This is a genomic window from Exiguobacterium sp. s152 (assembly GCF_018618335.1).
GTDB lineage: Bacteria > Bacillota > Bacilli > Exiguobacteriales > Exiguobacteriaceae > Exiguobacterium > Exiguobacterium chiriqhucha.
The window spans coordinates 370,750-387,362 of the sequence record NZ_JACSLX010000002.1 but is presented as its reverse complement, the minus strand read 5'-3'; the positions used below and the strand labels follow the sequence as shown (position 1 = coordinate 387,362).

16 protein-coding genes are annotated in these 16,613 nt (G+C 46.5%); 9 read left to right on the top strand and 7 right to left on the bottom strand.

The window, feature by feature from the left end:
- Positions 1-179: 179 nt before the first annotated feature.
- The 3 genes from KNP72_RS05995 (at position 180) to KNP72_RS05985 (ending at position 2,262) form a co-directional block, all read left to right on the top strand.
- A complete protein-coding gene (locus KNP72_RS05995; RefSeq protein WP_214719983.1) occupies positions 180-638 on the top strand; it encodes a hypothetical protein in 459 nt (152 codons plus the stop codon).
- Positions 639-793: 155 nt separating this feature from the next.
- A complete protein-coding gene (locus KNP72_RS15960; protein ID WP_214719982.1) occupies positions 794-1,738 on the top strand; it encodes a sensor domain-containing diguanylate cyclase in 945 nt (314 codons plus the stop codon).
- A 101-nt stretch (positions 1,739-1,839) separates the two neighbouring features.
- Positions 1,840-2,262 (top strand): hypothetical protein, encoded by a 423-nt coding sequence (locus KNP72_RS05985; protein WP_214719981.1) that lies wholly within the window; start codon positions 1,840-1,842, stop codon positions 2,260-2,262.
- Between the two features lie 55 nt (positions 2,263-2,317).
- On the opposite strand, the gene KNP72_RS05980 is transcribed toward KNP72_RS05985, so the two are convergent.
- Positions 2,318-5,542 (bottom strand): FtsX-like permease family protein, encoded by a 3,225-nt coding sequence (locus tag KNP72_RS05980; RefSeq protein WP_214719980.1) that lies wholly within the window; start codon positions 5,540-5,542, stop codon positions 2,318-2,320.
- Positions 5,535-6,227: an ABC transporter ATP-binding protein gene (locus KNP72_RS05975; RefSeq protein WP_214719979.1), complete on the bottom strand. Its 693-nt coding sequence runs from the start codon at positions 6,225-6,227 to the stop codon at positions 5,535-5,537. The genes KNP72_RS05980 and KNP72_RS05975 overlap by 8 nt, the downstream gene beginning before the upstream one ends.
- Before the next feature lie 205 nt (positions 6,228-6,432).
- Here KNP72_RS05975 and KNP72_RS05970 point away from each other — a divergent pair, with 205 nt between their 5' ends.
- From KNP72_RS05970 to KNP72_RS05945, 6 genes are all read left to right on the top strand, one after another.
- Complete coding sequence (locus KNP72_RS05970; RefSeq protein ID WP_021066795.1) at positions 6,433-6,636, top strand: hypothetical protein; 204 nt, start codon at positions 6,433-6,435, stop codon at positions 6,634-6,636.
- A 629-nt stretch (positions 6,637-7,265) separates the two neighbouring features.
- Positions 7,266-9,812, top strand: a complete 2,547-nt coding sequence (locus tag KNP72_RS05965) for an ornithine cyclodeaminase (RefSeq protein ID WP_214832490.1) — start codon at positions 7,266-7,268, stop codon at positions 9,810-9,812.
- Positions 9,813-9,831: 19 nt separating this feature from the next.
- The gene (locus KNP72_RS05960) at positions 9,832-10,161 is read left to right on the top strand and encodes a nucleoside triphosphate pyrophosphohydrolase (protein WP_214719977.1); all 330 of its coding nucleotides are present in this window, start codon (positions 9,832-9,834) and stop codon (positions 10,159-10,161) included.
- Entirely contained in the window at positions 10,154-12,511 is a 2,358-nt protein-coding gene (locus KNP72_RS05955) for a DEAD/DEAH box helicase family protein (RefSeq protein ID WP_214832488.1), read from the top strand. Before KNP72_RS05960 ends, KNP72_RS05955 begins: the two co-directional genes overlap by 8 nt.
- A 20-nt stretch (positions 12,512-12,531) precedes the next feature.
- Entirely contained in the window at positions 12,532-12,789 is a 258-nt protein-coding gene (locus KNP72_RS05950; protein WP_214708034.1) for a hypothetical protein, read from the top strand.
- A gap of 127 nt (positions 12,790-12,916) precedes the next feature.
- Positions 12,917-14,455, top strand: coding sequence for a hypothetical protein (locus tag KNP72_RS05945; RefSeq protein ID WP_214832486.1), 1,539 nt, complete (start codon positions 12,917-12,919; stop codon positions 14,453-14,455).
- A gap of 46 nt (positions 14,456-14,501) precedes the next feature.
- On the opposite strand, the gene KNP72_RS05940 is transcribed toward KNP72_RS05945, so the two are convergent.
- The 5 genes from KNP72_RS05940 to KNP72_RS05920 all read right to left on the bottom strand — a co-directional run bounded on the left by KNP72_RS05940 (position 14,502) and on the right by KNP72_RS05920 (position 16,591).
- On the bottom strand, positions 14,502-14,774 hold the full coding sequence (locus KNP72_RS05940; RefSeq protein ID WP_214719974.1) for a CPCC family cysteine-rich protein: 273 nt from the start codon (positions 14,772-14,774) through the stop codon (positions 14,502-14,504).
- A 77-nt stretch (positions 14,775-14,851) separates the two neighbouring features.
- Entirely contained in the window at positions 14,852-15,208 is a 357-nt protein-coding gene (locus KNP72_RS05935) for a DUF1304 domain-containing protein (RefSeq protein ID WP_214719973.1), read from the bottom strand.
- Between the two features lies 1 nt (position 15,209).
- A complete protein-coding gene (locus KNP72_RS05930; RefSeq protein WP_021066808.1) occupies positions 15,210-15,503 on the bottom strand; it encodes a putative quinol monooxygenase in 294 nt (97 codons plus the stop codon).
- Positions 15,504-15,518: 15 nt separating this feature from the next.
- Positions 15,519-16,157, bottom strand: a complete 639-nt coding sequence (locus KNP72_RS05925) for a nitroreductase family protein (protein ID WP_021066809.1) — start codon at positions 16,155-16,157, stop codon at positions 15,519-15,521.
- A 23-nt stretch (positions 16,158-16,180) separates the two neighbouring features.
- On the bottom strand, positions 16,181-16,591 hold the full coding sequence (locus tag KNP72_RS05920) for a MarR family winged helix-turn-helix transcriptional regulator (protein WP_214719971.1): 411 nt from the start codon (positions 16,589-16,591) through the stop codon (positions 16,181-16,183).
- Positions 16,592-16,613 lie beyond the last annotated feature (22 nt).

Sequence of the window (16,613 nt, the reverse complement as noted above, 5' to 3'; positions counted from 1 at the left end):
AAGAACGGAGCGTCCGAGATGGGCGCTCCTTTTTTTGATTGATTTCTAAAAAACGCATATCCTTGATATTTGAATTTTGGACAATTGTTAAATCTGATTTGAATTATAATCATCTCAATCGGTAGAAAATGAAGGCGGTACTTACTTATCACAAGAATCAATTGGGGGAGGCACGAATGGTGATTGATTTAGATTTTTTGATGACAACGGAAGACTATGTGCTCGAGACGGAGTCGTTCCAGATGAAGGGCGTCACCTATTATCCACTCGAGTGGACGTTTTGCGGGGCAAGTGACCCGACAATGTTGCTGACTTGGGACGAGGAGCGCGACCGCATCCTGATCCGCTTCGAGCAATATGCGGTGTTTCTCGGGACAATCGAAGACCATAGTATACATGAAGAAGGGCTACGTAATGCTTACCCAATCGTGAAACTGAAGACGTCTCGCTTCACACGATTCGCCGCAGAGAACATGGGTACGGAGCGGATCAACACGTATAGAGGCGAACTATCCCATTATGTCATTCGAACGTTCGAACAAGAGTTTCACGTCTTGGCGTACGAAGATCCGACCGTGCTCGACTTGGGGAAAGTCGGGGATACGGGCGTCATCATCGAGGTCGTGGACGAGGCATAAACGAAGGAGAAGAAGCGAGTGTACAAATCGAGCGTTCATCCCTGCACCTTTCTCTACTTTCAATTCTCATATGGTAAAATGTATGAAGACGAAGAGAAAAGCATAACCTTTCAATGCATAGGCTGTACATAGAATGGGATGGGGTGGAAGATTGTATGAACACACAATTTGAAGAATTGAAGATGTATGAGAGCTTTGACGAGCTTGCGAACGATGTCCTTGATCTCGCAAATGAAATTTTGCCCGAGCAAATGTTTTATTTGACTGCGTTCACAGACTCGCAACAGGTCATTTTGAAACTGTCCAATCAAAAATCATCGATTCAGATTACGGAAAACATGGTCGTCGATTTGAGCAATTCTGTTTGTAATCGCATTGATTTCGAGAACAATCAACCGTTGCGATATGAAGATATCAAGCGAGACTGTGATGTGGAGGAAGTGGAACGGCTACTCGACGACGTAAACATCCGCTCATATTTAGGTATCCCAATCTCACTGACGAACGGTGAAAAGTTTGGCACGTTGTGTGCCGTCAATGATGAGGCGAGTGTGTTGGATCCGAGGAGTATCGCGTTGCTTCAACGAATCGTCAAGCTGTTCTCGTATTATTTGGAACTAGAACGTTTTGTGTGGCGAGATATGTTGACGGAGCTGTACAATCGACGCTACTTGACGAAGTACTTTGAAGACGACTCGAACACGCACGGTGCGCTCTTTTTCCTCGACTTAGACGGATTCAAAAGCGTGAACGATCGGTACGGTCACGACATCGGGGACACCGTCCTGCAAGAAGTGGCGACAAGGCTTCAAACGATTGTGAACGAACAAGGTGATGCGTTCGCGGTCCGGTTAGGCGGAGATGAGTTCGTGCTCCACTTTTCACAGGCCGCGGGTCGAGACGAATGGGGCCACATCGCGACTCAGATTATCGATGAGTTAAGCAGGTGGGATGAGGGTTACCAAGTCTCGACGAGCATTGGCATCGTCACCTACATACGAGATGAGCGTACGACGTTGGTCACGCTTTTGAAACAAGCGGATGAGGCGCTATATCAAGCAAAATCAGCTGGGAAGCGAACGTTCAAGTTTGTTCACTGAAAGTGCTTCTTGCGGGGATAGACATTTGAAGAAGCGTGATTAAGTTCAGAGGAGGGAAGCGTATCTATAAGTTCGTTTTATCCATATGTCTATTCATCGGCATGACGTCTATTTTAACCGGTTGCGTTGGCACGGTTGAAACGATTGACGACAGACCCGTCATTCATTTCGATGCGGCTTCCATCATTTCGGCTGCCCGCGACCATCAAATCAAAATGCTCACGCTATCGAGCATTCCGACCGATGTCGTCGCCATATCCGGAGCGGTTAAAGAATTGCAAGGTATGCAAGCAGACAACGACATATACTCGACCGAACTGGAGGAATTGCGGCATGAGGATTCCTCGGCCGATGAGTTCAAAGACCTCGTTGGCGAATATTTAGAAGCGGAAAATGCGTATATCGATCAAACTATCGAGGCCTTATACGGTGGAGGCACGAGCCGTCCAAGTCGATTCTCGATGGATACGCTCTACTCGCAATCAAACGCAAAAGTGTCAGAATTTCGATATGAGCCAAAATAATGTAAACGCAACGGAGCGCCATCCCAGCAAGGGACGACGCTCCGTTTTTTTTAGTTTACGGTACTTCAATTTTAACGGTATACACTTTCGGCATGGCGCCGCTTGAAGCATACAAGACGAGCGTTTTCTCTTTCTCTGGAACGAGGAAGACCAAATCGATTTCGGATTTCTCGCCTGGTGTGTAAATGAATCCACCCCGAAATGCTTTCTTGTTGTGGTTGACTATGTCGACCGGACTGTACTCTGTGCCGTCTGGCGTGTACATGCGGAACCCGTTCGGTCGATAGTCCATAGTGCCACCATATTGATCATCCTCATTAAAGAGAGAAATCGGTAGGCTGACGAATCGTTTTCCAGCTTCCGGTTCGGTCCCATCCGGTGAAGCAAAGACGGGCTGTCCGACTTGGAATTCACGTTTCTTCATTCGTGGATCCCCAATAAACGTTTGGAACGTGCCGAGGTTCATGATTTTTTGAAGGTCATCTTCTTTTGGTGTCGTTGCTTTGGTTTCTTTCGGTTTATCTGCTTTTAAATCAGCCTGTTTCGCACCGGTCGTCTGTGCGGTCGGGGCTGGTGTCGTCTTCGCTTCTTCCGTCGCCGGTTTCACTTCAGGTGACGTGAAGACGAACAAGCTGATGATGCCGACGACGAGAGCGGTCGCAGTCGTCCCGAGGACGAGACGGAACCGTTTCTCGACTTTCTTCTGGTTAACGACGTGTCCGCCGATGGCTTCAGCCGGTGTGATGCGGACGGCCCGTTCCGCCGGGAGGAGCGCCCCGAGGACACCGGTCACGACCGGGATGAGGATGGTCGCGAACAGGAACGGCAACTCGGACGTCGGGAACTGTTGATACATGATGGTGACGATGATGATGGTCACTGTCACGCCGAGGAGTCCGGCGAAGAAACCGGTCAACGCGCCTTCCGTCAAGACGAGGCGACGGATAGACGTGTTCTGCCAACCGAGCGCCTTCAAGACGGCGAGCTGCGGCTTGCGCTCCGAGACGTTTTGCCACATGATTTCGGTCGTCGTCAGCATGGCGATGAGCAAGGCGACACCCATGGCGACGTAATGCATCGTCCCGACTTCAAGGGCGACGAACTCGCCAATCCATGTCGTATACAAGACGCCTTGGAGGCGGAATGTGACGAATAGGAAGAAACCGAACAGACTCGTCGGTAAGGCGATGGCGAGAATCGACAATGTCGTCCGCGGCCAATACGTCACGAGCTGGTTCAAGCTCATGCCGACGCTCGAGCGGGAGCGAAGCAGGCGGCGCCCTTTCGACACCTCACCCGACTGCATCGTCTCATACGGTTTGATTTTCCGCACGAGTCGAATCGGGATAAGCGTCCCGAGCCAGTAAATCAACAGACCGGCCAAACCAATTAATAAGATGCGCGCGATCGACGTCGAACCGGCTGCCGTCCATAGGAACGTCCCGAGAATCATCCACGAGATGAGCGCGACCATCGACCCGAGAATCGTCGCTTCGAGGAACAACAGTTTCGACAGTTGGCTCGGGCGCCAGCCGAGCGACAACAGAATGGCGAACTCTTTCTTTCGCGCGTACAGCATGATGATGTTTGAGCTGAACACGTATAGCATCGCGACGAGGATGACGCTCGCGACGACGCCAGAGAAGCCTAGTTTCGCTTCTTGGAAAATCGTAATCGACGATCCGAGTTTAATCCACGGCTGTTGAATCCAGCCGAGCGCGCTCGAATCTTTGAGTCCAGGCAGATACGTGACAGCGTATTGTGGAGACGACCCGAGCGTCACGTCGGTGATAAGACCGGTCTTGTCCTCAATCTCTTTGGCGACCGCTTGCAGTTTCGCCTCACTCTCTTCGTTTAAGACGTCCACGCCTTTCACGTTGACGCGAATCGCCGAGATAGCTTTGTCGCCGGCGATGGCGAACGCGGCATCGAGCGTCGTCAACATCGAAGGTGGTTTCGTGAGGAAGCTGTACGGGTTGTTCGTCGGCTTGACCGTCGTCGGTGGGTTGACCGGCTCGTCTTTCGAGTTCATGACCCAATCGGCGCTCGCCGGGAAATACGTCTCCATCGGCAGTTCCGTCAGCGGGTCTTTCGACAACTTCAGTTTCGACGGATCGAACAAGCCGATGTAGTTATATTTCACTTTCGGCGCATCGTTGAGGTCTTCCGCGTATTTATTTGACTTGCGATACATACTTTCTTGGCCGTAAGCCACTTGACCCTCAGCGAGGAACGGTTTGATTTGATACGAGTACGGCCAACGTTTCGGGAACGGGCTCGTCACGCCTTCGTATACGAGCGGTGACGCCTTCTCGGCAAGCCAAGTATAGTCAACTGTGACACGAGGGTCTTGCGGTTGTGGTGTCCCTTCTAAAATGTGTTTCGTGATATTGTCATGCATTTGTTGTGCTGTAAAGTCGTATGAGGCGACTTCCGTCCCTTTCAATCTATCGAGGTATTCATCTTTTCCTTGATCGAGATACGTTTTGATAAATGCCTCTTGATCGCTTGTATCGACATCTACTTCTTCAATCGTGTAGTTGATTGAGGCATCGACGTAGTCTTTTGAACTCATCAAAATCGGAATCGTCGTGATGTCCTCATCGTAAGGCTCTGGGACATCCTCATCATTGAAATAACGACTGAACTCTGTCGCTTGTACGGCATCGTCTAACCCGACGAGTTTCGCTTCGGCGACCGGGTCGATCCCAGCCAACATGACATCGATCCCGTAAGAGAGGGGAAACTCCTCGTACAGGGCGGTCGGACCGATTCCGATATGGGTCGAATCACCGTTTGGCATCCAGCCGACCCAAAAATAAGCTTTTAGATCTTGGAAGTCATTGATTTTTTCAATGCCCGTATCGATGAGTGTATTCATCTTGAGGCGATAAAGACCCGCTTTATCAAACGTATGCGTTTGCGTGAACGAACTAGAATAAGTCGACCCGATCATCGCGATCGGGGCCGCGACATCGACGTCGGCAATCTGTTGAACCGTCTCGTATTGTTCGCGCGTGATGCCTCCCTCGAGCCCGCTCATATAGTTTGGTTCGAGCAGGTTCAAGTCCTCGGTCACGCTGCGGCTGCCTTCTGGCCGGACGACGATATGGTATGACGAGTCCCACCGTTTCTGGAGCTCGTTGACGACCGTGCCGTTGTTCGCCTGGGTCACTCCGAGTAGATAGCTGAGCCCGGTACTGACGATGAGCATCCCGACCATGAGCAGGATGAACCGTTCCTTATTCCGCCACCATGAGTTCCAGATGAACTTAAGCATGATGGACGTCGCTCATGGCGACGACCTGCCCGTCGCGCATCTCGATTTTTCGGTTCGCCCGGTCGGCGAGCTCCGGGTCGTGCGTGACGAACAAGACGCCACAGCCGTTGTCCCGGTTTAGACGCGTCAACAACTCGAAGATGATATCGCCCGTATGCGTGTCGAGGTTTCCAGTCGGCTCATCCGCGAGCAGCCACTTCGGACGGTGAATGAGGGCACGGGCGACGGCGACGCGCTGTTGCTGACCGCCGGACAGTTGCGATGGCAGCGAGTTCGCCTTGTCGCTCAAGCCGACTTCTTTTAAGAGTTCAAGTGCCCGTTCTTCGCCGTCATAGTCGACTTTCCGGCCGAACAGCGGTGCCATGACGTTCTCGAGAGCGGTCAATGTCGGAATCAAGTGGAACTGTTGGAAGATGAAACCGATGTTGTCGAAGCGGAAGTCGGCGAGCTGTTTCGCGGACAAGGTCGAGATTGGTTCGCCGTTGAATAAGAGCGTGCCGTCGGTCGGACGGTCGAGTGTGCCAATCAAGCTGAGCAGGGTCGATTTCCCCGAACCGGATGGACCGATAATCGAGATGAAATCGCCGTGGTTGAAGTGAAGGTTCACATCGTCGAGCGCGAGCGTCGCGATGTCGCCGTTATCAAAGCGTTTCGTCAGGTGTTTGCATTCAAAATCAAAGGCCATTGGAAGCTTCCTCTCTTGGTGGGATAAGATAGTCAATATTAAATATGTAAGAACACGTAATTTTCTGACTATTTATCATAGTGTAAAGGAAAAAGTTTCCTGTTGAAAGCCGAGAAAATTTTCGTCTTGGTTTCGAGAGAAGTATGGGACGGAATGGGGAAAAGAGTTATGAGCGTGTTGAATCGAGTGAAAGGGAGTGGAAACAATGAAACAGTTCGAAATTGAGTTCCATATGATTAACGATGAGGTGTTGACGCAAGTGGTGGAAGCGGAGAGTCGTTATGCGGCGCTCGAATCGATTTATCAGTCGTTCCGTCATGCGACGGACGGGTTCGTTCAGTTCGAGGATGAGTGGATCATTTTCCTCGACCATGTCGTGTATGTGAAGGCGTTTGAGATTGTGGAGTGAAAAATAAAAATTAGCATCATTTTCAGAGCGCTACATCATAATTAAATGACGAAACAAGTTCTAGGTAATTATATTGTTATCTAGAACTTAATTTCAAGATGATTAACTTTACTCATAAATTCGCTTTCTGTTAACTCATTATCTTTTATTAAGGTGCCATCCAAACTGAGGTTATAGTTTTTTTAGATGTTCCTGAATTTAAGCATTTTGATGAGAGATGTTGAGTTGTTATATTGAATTAGCAAGTCTATATCGTTAGATTCAGATTGATGGAGTACAGAGCCAAAAGATATAGTTTTAACTCAGAACATGGAACGATTATTTCTTTTGTTTCTTTCACTTTCTGTTGGAGAGATGTATTTAATAAAGAATTGTTTATTGTCATATTTCAAGACTCCCATAAATTCTTTGAAAGTAAATAAGCCAATGTTGTGTTCTTTTGCTAAATCTTTTGCACCCCCAGTATAGTTGTTCCAATTACTTGAATTAACTATTACATCAATGTTTGGGTATGGATAATTTTATATAATTTGTTTTTACACGAATTTAAGAATTTATAATATATTTTATGTAACAAAAGAGTTCTAGTTAAAACTCAAGTTATAAAAAATGAATGAGGAGTGAAGTTTTTGAATTTTTTTAAATCTATCAAGAATTTATTCGTTGGAGTTAATGAAGTTTCGACACTGAAAAAAGTTAAAGTACGAATGATTACTGAAAATGAATGTTATAAAAATATAAGTGAACATTTATTTAATAAGGAATGCTCTTTAGATTTAAAAGTAGAATCCGATAAAAATTGGTCCCATTTATTTTCAATTGATAAAGATAATCCTAATTTAATTGGATTCAATAAACGTTCCAATAAGAAATATCGTCTTTTATTTAAAACAGAGAAAAATTTCATCACATATGCAGCATCTACGATTGAAATTGTGAATGAAAATGAAATAAAGCGAATTTTCTATAAAGATACTTTGCTTGAAAAAATGTCAATCGTAGATGCAAATGACAGAAATTTAATTTTAAGAGATAAAAATAGAATAGCTCATATTAATTTGGAAACGGCTCAAGCTTCTGTTTACAGTTTCATATGGCAACCATTCTCATGTGTTGTAGGTGACGATTACTGGTTGGTAGGGACTAGACAGACGTATGAAGGTCCTGGTGAATTGTATATGTTCAGTGTAGATGGTTCATTAAAATGGGCGATAAATTTCTGTGAACCACCTATTCAAACTATGTTTCAGTCTATAGAAGTTACTGCTTATAATCTGAAGGTATCATCGGATTACAATGAGTTTTTTGTTTCTTGCATGGATAGACTTTATAGAATTACTCGCGATGGAGAACTGAAAACAAGAATTGCTATTTCAGAATTAAAAGAGGATGAATTGCGACGTAAACAAGAAGAGACTCAAAAATCTCTATTTTTCCAACCTAAAGATAAAGATGAAGCAAGAAGGAGAATAGCAAGTGAATTTGCTGAATCGTTTATATCTAATATGAAAAGGATGACCTTTAGCTCTCCTTTCACAGATTTTGCTCATGATCCATTAACAAATATGATATTTATACTAGAGAGTGAAGGAAGAGTAACTGGATGGGATTCAAGCGGAGAGCTGGTTTGGACATATACGTTTAAAGAAAACGGAAAATTTATTTCATGGTTGGATGAATATCTTATTCTATCGTTCGAAACTGGTAATACTTTATGGTTGAATAGGCAAGGGGATTGTGAATATAGTGCTAAATTGCCGAAAGAAGTATGGACTATATCTAATGTCCCTAATCTTTCTAAGTACCTCATCGTTAGTAAAGATAACAGATTATACGAAATGGATAAATTAAGTGGTGAATTAATAGTTGGAACCGCAGGACATCCTGGTATGGAGCTATTTACAATTTCGAAACATCTTATTTTCTTTGACGGTGAATACAACAAATCAGGTTACTTTTGGCTCTCTCCAATTAATCACGAATGGGCAATTCTAAAAAGAATTGAAGTAAACGATAATGAAGATTCTCGAGTATTAAATAGCATTGCGCCAGAAATTAAAGAAACCATTCCATTTAAAAAAATATGGAGCTTGAATAGGGAAAATCAAAATGAAACTTTTGGTAAAAGAATTGTAGATTTTAAAAACAAGAGAATTTTCGTCAGTGAACGACCAGATTTTGATGTAAGAGAAGTATACGAGAATGTGAAAAGCGAGAAAGAAAGACAAAAAATATTTACTGCACAAGATTTAGTTTGTTACGATTTCCAACAAAATAAACTATGGTCAAAACGTTTCTATAACTATTTATTTTCGGTATTTTTAAGTCCTGATTCCGAACAGTTATTTGTAGGTGTGCCTTTAAAAGATAATGTTACATACGAGCCTGGATATATAGTGCTAGTAAATAAAGATGGAGAAAAAAACGGGGAAATTAAAGCTCCTGCAAATGGTTTTTATATAGATTTTAAATCACATAATGAGGCGATTATTACATTTTCGACGGAACGTGATAACAATTCAAAGATTTACAGATTTTATAAAGCTAAATCAGGAGAATGGAAGTTAGGAGAACAATTTGATAAAAACCAGTTAAAAAATGACCTGGGACCAGGTATAAACGATATAGACATAAATAACTATTCACTTAGAAGAATCGATAAAAAGAAATATATATGTCGGTATGGAAATAGAGAACTTGAACTCAAACTTACTGCAGCTATTTATGAAGCCTTTACTATTGATCAAGAGAACTTATTGATTAGGATTGGTAACAAGACTCTTGTAAAATATGATTCTAACTTAAATAAAAAATGGATAGTTAAGACTGGAAATACTGTAATAAAAACCGTAATCGGTTCTAAAACTCTAATAGTTGTTTCTAAGCAAGATGTAACCTCATATTGTTTAGATAATGGTCAGACAAATTGGAGAATATCAGCTCCGCCAAAGACTGTTCTCAACGATGTGTTTTGGTTAGAAACCCTCAAAAAATTTATATGGTTGAGTGGCAATAAGCAAGAATTTTATGTAACATCTCTTGACGAGCAAGGTAGTATATTAAATAGTCAATTGTTCAGTAATTTATTACTCTATAACCAGACGAGATTTGATGAGGAACAAAATATATTTATTATTCAAAAGTCTAATTTAATTGAAGCGTATAGTATAGATTAACTATTAAGGAGTGATTAAAATGCCTCAATTTAACAAATTAGTCCGCGACCGCATCCCTGAAATTATCCACGAAGCAGGACAAATTCCTGTCGTCAAACATCTCAATCAAGCCGAACATTTCGAACAGGCTCGCTTAAAACTCTATGAAGAAATCAAAGAATACGAAGAGACGAACATCGATGAAGAAACACTCGAAGAACTTGCTGATATTCTGGAGCTCGTCTATACGCTTGGAAAGATGCATGGTGCGAGCTTTGAAGAATTAAATCGCATCCGTGAGGAGAAACGAGAGAAGCGGGGCGGTTTTGAAAAAGGCCTTTTCTTGGAAGAGGTTCTTGATAATGAGTGAGTTACGTCTGCACACCAGTCATTTACGAATTCCATTACAACACCAAATCGACGCGGCGACTGAAATTTATATGGTCGTCGCGTTTGCGCAAGTATCAGGTGTTCACGAACTTGCTGCTTCACTTCAACAAGCAGTCAATCGCGGTGCCCAAGTCCGGATTCTGATTGGAGATTATCTCTATTTGACGAACCCGGACGCGCTTGAAATGTTAATGAACATTCAAGGCGTGGAACTACGACTCTATCGATCGAAAGGCCAGTCATTTCACCCGAAGGCATATTTGTTCCGAACACAAGATGGAGGGACGTTCTTTGTCGGTTCTTCCAATCTGTCTCACAGCGCTTTAAATCGAGGCGTCGAATGGAACGTCGAGATTCCGGCTAGTATCTCGGAGGACGTGTTTGAACAGTCAGTCGACGCGTTTCATGACCTGTTTTATAGTGAATACGCCCAAATTATGAACGGTATCTCGTTACAGCCATATCGCGAAGAATACGATGCGAAGCAACAGCGGATGAAGGAAGCGGAGCTGATTGCAGAACCACCACCTGTTTATATCGAGGACGATACGATTACGCCAAACACCGTTCAAGACGTTGCATTGAAGGCGTTACGCGAGACGATGGACGAGGGTAGAAGTAAAGCGATGCTAGTGCTCGCCACTGGACTAGGGAAGACGTACTTGAGTGCCTTCTTCGCCCGTCAGTTCAAGCGGGTGCTCTTTATCGCGCATCAGAAAGAAATCCTGCTCCAAGCGGAAGCTTCATACAAGAGAGTGTCTAGTGATTGGACGACAGGTTTGTTGCTGGGTGGTGATTCGAGAGATGAGCAGACCGCCGACGTGCTATTTGCTTCGATTCAAACATTGGCATCCAAACATCGGATGCAACAGCTTGCGCCTGACCAATTCGACTTGATTATTGTCGATGAGTTCCATCATTCGGCCGCACCATCCTATCGCCGTGTCTTGGATTACTTCGAGCCGAAGTTTTTGCTCGGTTTGACGGCGACGCCAGATCGGTTGGACGGAGGAGACGTCTATGCCTTGTGCGACGACAATGTCGCGTACCAGATGCACTTCACCGAAGCGATTGAGGAGTCGTATTTGACACCATTCCATTACGTTGGGATTTATGATGAGATCGATTATTCACAGATTCGATTGATCAATGGTCGTCGCTATGATCAAGACGAACTGTTGGCGGAACAGTTGAAGGAAAGCGTCGCTAAAAAAATCTTTGATGCCTGGCGGATGCATCACCAAACGCGAGCACTCGGCTTCTGTTCATCGGTCACTCAGGCGGAATATTTGGCCGACTATTTCCGCTTGCAAGGTGTTCAAGCTGTCGCGCTACATAGCCAGGCCGAATATGACCGCGCCGATGTGATGCGTCAATTGAAGCAAGGGCATCTCGATATCATCTTCGCGGTCAACTTATTCAATGAAGGTGTCGATATCCCGGAGATTGATACGTTATTGTTCTGCCGCCCGACTGAATCGTTGACGGTGTTCACGCAACAAATCGGACGTGGATTACGTCTATTGAGCGGGAAGACGCACTGCACCATCATCGATTTGATTGGGAACTATAAGAACATCGATAAAAAGTTGGCGCTGTTGACGACGAAACGACAGCCGATTGTCAAAGAGCTCCCGACAAACGGGACCTTGCCTAATGGCTGTACCATCGAATTTGATTTACATGCCATCGATTTGTTGAAGCGAATGGTCACGCGTTCTTCGACACGCCGACAACAGCTGGAGCGGAACTACTTCATGGTGAAGGAGGAACTCGGGAGACGACCGAGTTATCTAGAGTTGGTCCAGCGAGGGGAATACTCGATGGACGCTTATCGTTCTGAATGGAAGAAAGACGGTGGTTTTTATGGATTCCTTAACCGGACGGGAGAACTGAATGACGAGGAAAAACATCTGTTTCAAGAGGCGAAGTCGCTATTGCTTGAAGTAGAATACACCGACATGACGAAGAGCTATAAGATGATTGTGTTATCCATCATGTTAAGTCGTGGAATTGATGGATGGCTTCAGCCACTACCAGCGAGCGAGGCAGCTCGTCCATTCTATGAGTTCATCAATGCTTTCCCATATCGGCAACAGATTGATGGACAGACAAAAGACTTCCAATCACCGTTCCATCAACAAAAGATTGAAAAGTTACTCTTACGGATGCCATTTGATAAAATAGCTAAAGGACCGTTCTTCGTGTCAGAGGAAGCGCTACATATCGAGCATAATGAAGCGTTTGCTCATCCTTTGATTTACGAATGGGTCAGTCAAATCGTTGAAATACGACTACATCATTACTTCAGTCGTAAAGCTTCAGAATGATCGGGAAAGGAGTCTTTAACTTGAAACGCGCACTACTTCGCAAAATCCAATTCGCTCTCCAGCATCATGGCGGGACGGCTTCATTGAAAGAAATCAACGCATATATCGAGCGGTCATACTATCAACTCGAGCTCGATCGGTATAAAGACTGGAAGGCTCACGTCAATAAACAGATTCGGGCCCATTCAAGTGATTCGGCCAGCTTCGCGGGGAAAGAAGACTTGTTTTATTCCACAGGAAATAAGGGCATCTGGGGCCTTCGCCAACCGAATAACTAACCGAAAGCGGAACCATTTCAGTTGGTTCCGCTTTCAATGTTTACAAAACATCACACCCCCTTGTCACAGAATGTTCAATCCTGTAAACTTCGAAACAGTGTGAAAAAAATGTATAAGGGGTTTATCCATGGAAATCGTTCAGCAATTATCGCAAGTACAATTACTCAACCAATTCTGGTTGCTCATGGCCTTCGTCATCCCGATGGTCATTTTATCGCGGATGGTCGTGGCCGGTTCACGGTTCTCACCAATCCTCGTCATCGTCATCTTCGGTCTCGGACTTGGCTTCGCCATGGTCGAGATGGGCATCGCGACACCGGGTCTCCCTGAGTTCCCGCTCGTCGACTTTATGTCACGGACGACGATCATCGCGCTCGTCGTATCGTTCTTCGTCGGTGGACAAGAACTTCGCAAGATCTTAAGCAAGCAAGAGCTTGACATGAAAGACATCGTCGTGCCATCGAAAGAAGAGATGTTCCTCGGAACAGGACGGACACAGTTCATCTTCATCCTCCGTTCATTCTTCTTGCTCGTCGGTCTCGAAGGGTTCTTCCGCATGATGATTCAACCGGGTGCGGCAGAGGGCATCATGCTCTATTACCCGATCCTCGCGTTGATCGGTCTCGCGGCATCGTTCCTCTTGATCGACCACAAGGCGCAAATCGACGATAAGAATGTATACATGCGTAAAGGCGTCATCGAGACGGTCTTGATGCTCGTCATCTTGTTCGTCTCGTACGGCATCGCCATGGCGGTACAACCAATCATCGCATTGCCACAAATTTTCTTCGCGATGTTGCTCTCGTCAGCACTCGGTGCCATCTTCCACAACTGGACGTATGGACCGACCGTCCGTGCGCTTCTGTTCGCCGGGATCCCGGTCGTCTTGGCCGCCAACTTCATGATCGGTGGTTCACGGATCGGTGATGCGTTCGCCATCGAAGGCATGAACTCGATTCTCGTGTACGGTTTCTTCGGTCAATTGTTCTGGATGTTCGGTGGGATTGCGCTCCTCATGTGGTTCGCCCGCACAGGACACATCCGCAACCTCGCACCAGGTATGGCCGGATCGCTCTCACACAGCGGCCTCACAGGTGCATGTACAGCCGGTGACTTCGGTCAAGTGGCAGCCAAACGTGCCCCGATCATGATCAACATCCCGTTCTTCGGTCACATCTTCGTGTTCTCGATTTTGGCAGTCAGTGCCGACAACGGGGCGCTCTGGATTTGGCCGACGGCAATCATCGTCTTGGTCGGTCTCACGTTGACGGCACTCTCGCTCAAAAACTTGCGCGGTGCCAACGGAGAAGACTTCAAAGAAGTGAAGGCGCTCATGCAGTTCTCGTTCGGTTGGCAGATGATGGCGGTCTTCGGTGGACTCGTCATCCTCAGCTTCAGCACGATCGCGTTCGACTACACGACGATGGCTCAATCGTCAGCCATCTCGCACTTTGGTCTCTTCGCAGCCGTCCAAGGCGGCATGTTCGGAACAGAAGCGTCGCTTCTCATCCCGCTCATCTTCTCGATGCCGTTCCTCGTCCACCCGATCGTGTTCTACATGTTCGGGAAGGCGCTCGATAACAACGGTGAAATGCCGCGCGTACCAGTTTACGCGATGGCGCTCATCGGTGTCGTTGGAGTCTCGTTCGCGATTCTCGGTGTATAAACAAAACAGCCGCTTCTACCAATGTGTAGAAGCGGTTTTTTTGTGCTTATTTTTCTGCGAACGGCCGCCACTTTGGGTCTTTGACGTCGTGCCCGTTCGGAGTCCGAACAAATTTGAGCGAACCTCGATCGCATGCGCCAAAATGAATGTAGTTCTGTTGCGCTTGCCTGAGCGACACTGTGTTAGCGCCACCTTCGTAGTCCGGGTCATTGAACTGGACCTCGTCGTCTTCCCAGAAACAGATGCCGCAAATATCATACGTTCCGGGTGGTTCTTCATTAAGCGTTTGATACCCGCAACAAGGGCATGTGTATGTCATCGAACATCACCTCACTTTTCAGTATACCGCACGCCGCACACAAAAAAACGGCCGACACGAAGTCGACCGCTTTCAGCTCACCACAACATGGACAATAGCGTCAAAATCGCCAATCCGCCTTGCGTGAGGATGATTTTTTTATTGCTCGTGATACTGCCGTACAACGCGACGAGCACGATATAGATGAGGAGCATCGTGACAATCTCGATTGACTGGCTGACGAACAACCCGTACAGCAAGCCGACGCCGATCAATCCGTTATAGACACCTTGATTCTTTAACAGCACCGACACAGAGTCGCGCGCGAGCTCTTGTTCCGTCATGTTGAAGACACGGGCCGTCGTTTTTGAACGAGTAGCGAACGTCTCTAAATACAGGATGTAGAAGAACTCGAGTGCGACGAGCGTTCCGAGGACGAGGGTGAGTCCGGACATGTTAGTTGGCCGTCGCGACTTCCGTCACATGGAGCACCGGCTTCGCCGTCACGTAATTGCCTACGTTTTGGGCGAACGCGATGAGGTCCGGGTTTTGGTTGTGTTGCTCGACAGCCGCTTGGTCGGCCCAGTTCTCAATCATGACGAAACGGTTCTCTGAAGTCGTCGATTGGAACAGTTCATAGCTCAAGCAACCGGCTTCTTGTTTCGACGAGTCGATGAGCTTGTTGATGTCGGCCAAGAAGTTGTCAAATTCTGTTTCTTTCACGTCGAAAATAGCATTGATTAAGATCATGTGGGTGTCCTCCGATTATTTGAATGATGTGATTTTTTCAGCGTCGAGACGTACCGATTGGTAGCCTTCTTCTGCAGCTTTACCGACCGAGAGAATCATGACCGGCACGTAACGATCTTTATCTAAACCGAACGCTTCCGCGAGTTGGTCTTTCTCGAAACCACCGATTGGGTTCGTGTCGTAACCGTGAGCACGAGCGACGAGCATGAATTGCATCGCAGCGAGACTCGAGTCGATTTTGACGATGTCGTTCATCTCTTGTTTAGACAAGTTTTTGTAGTACGGGAGGATGGCGCCGAGCTGCTGGTCGCGTACTTCTTGTGGCATTTTGCCTTCTGCGACAGCTTGGTCATAAATCTCTTCACCGAGCTCGTAGCATTCCATGTCGCCGAAGATGAGGACCATCGCAGCCGACGTGTCGTTTTGACGGACGTTGAAGCGGATGAGCGGCTTGAGCGTTTCTTTCGCCTCAGGGCTCTCGACGACGACGAAGCGCCACGGTTGCATATTGACTGAAGAAGGGGCCGTTGTCGCTTCCTCAATCATTTGAAGCATTTCAAGTTGTGAGATTTTAACGTTCTCGTCGTAGACGCGGATCGATTTACGACCGAGCATCACGTCAGTGAATGTGTTGTTTTCGAATGTAGTTGCCATGGATATTACCTCTTTCTCTCTTGTTATAGTTGGTTAAGCTTTTGCAGCAGATTCGACAGCTGATTGATCTCTGACTCGGACAGCACTTTCGTGATCAAGTGTTTGCCGAGGTCGTGGTCTTGTTCACAACTCGTCAAGTCATGCTTGGCTTCGTCGGTTAAATGGACGAACACTTCACGATGGTTCGCGGTGTTCCGTTCCCGTCGGACGTAGCCTTTTTCTTCAAGAATCTTCAAATGTCGGGTGATGGCCGCATTGTCGATTTTCATCGCCTGCTGAATCTCGCTTTGCGAACAGACGCCTTTGTCATGTACAATCATGAGCATCTCGTAGCGGGTCAGGCTGAAGCCCGTCTCTTTCTCGAACGAGGTCGCGACGCGTTGGTCCGCCAGTTTGATTTGGTACAGCAGTCGGCTGATGTCTCGTAATTCCATCTGTGGTGTCTCACCCCTCTCA

What these genes read in the sequence shown, in the direction of transcription:
- KNP72_RS15960 (WP_214719982.1), top strand. Translation starts at nt 794, where the DNA reads ATGAACACACAATTTGAAGAATTGAAGATGTATGAGAGCTTTGACGAG.
- KNP72_RS05985 (WP_214719981.1), top strand. Translation starts at nt 1,840, where the DNA reads ATGACGTCTATTTTAACCGGTTGCGTTGGCACGGTTGAAACGATTGAC.
- KNP72_RS05980 (WP_214719980.1), bottom strand. Translation starts at nt 5,542, where the DNA reads ATGCTTAAGTTCATCTGGAACTCATGGTGGCGGAATAAGGAACGGTTC.
- KNP72_RS05975 (WP_214719979.1), bottom strand. Translation starts at nt 6,227, where the DNA reads ATGGCCTTTGATTTTGAATGCAAACACCTGACGAAACGCTTTGATAAC.
- KNP72_RS05970 (WP_021066795.1), top strand. Translation starts at nt 6,433, where the DNA reads ATGAAACAGTTCGAAATTGAGTTCCATATGATTAACGATGAGGTGTTG.
- KNP72_RS05960 (WP_214719977.1), top strand. Translation starts at nt 9,832, where the DNA reads ATGCCTCAATTTAACAAATTAGTCCGCGACCGCATCCCTGAAATTATC.
- KNP72_RS05955 (WP_214832488.1), top strand. Translation starts at nt 10,154, where the DNA reads ATGAGTGAGTTACGTCTGCACACCAGTCATTTACGAATTCCATTACAA.
- KNP72_RS05945 (WP_214832486.1), top strand. Translation starts at nt 12,917, where the DNA reads ATGGAAATCGTTCAGCAATTATCGCAAGTACAATTACTCAACCAATTC.
- KNP72_RS05940 (WP_214719974.1), bottom strand. Translation starts at nt 14,774, where the DNA reads ATGACATACACATGCCCTTGTTGCGGGTATCAAACGCTTAATGAAGAA.
- KNP72_RS05935 (WP_214719973.1), bottom strand. Translation starts at nt 15,208, where the DNA reads ATGTCCGGACTCACCCTCGTCCTCGGAACGCTCGTCGCACTCGAGTTC.
- KNP72_RS05930 (WP_021066808.1), bottom strand. Translation starts at nt 15,503, where the DNA reads ATGATCTTAATCAATGCTATTTTCGACGTGAAAGAAACAGAATTTGAC.
- KNP72_RS05925 (WP_021066809.1), bottom strand. Translation starts at nt 16,157, where the DNA reads ATGGCAACTACATTCGAAAACAACACATTCACTGACGTGATGCTCGGT.
- KNP72_RS05920 (WP_214719971.1), bottom strand. Translation starts at nt 16,591, where the DNA reads ATGGAATTACGAGACATCAGCCGACTGCTGTACCAAATCAAACTGGCG.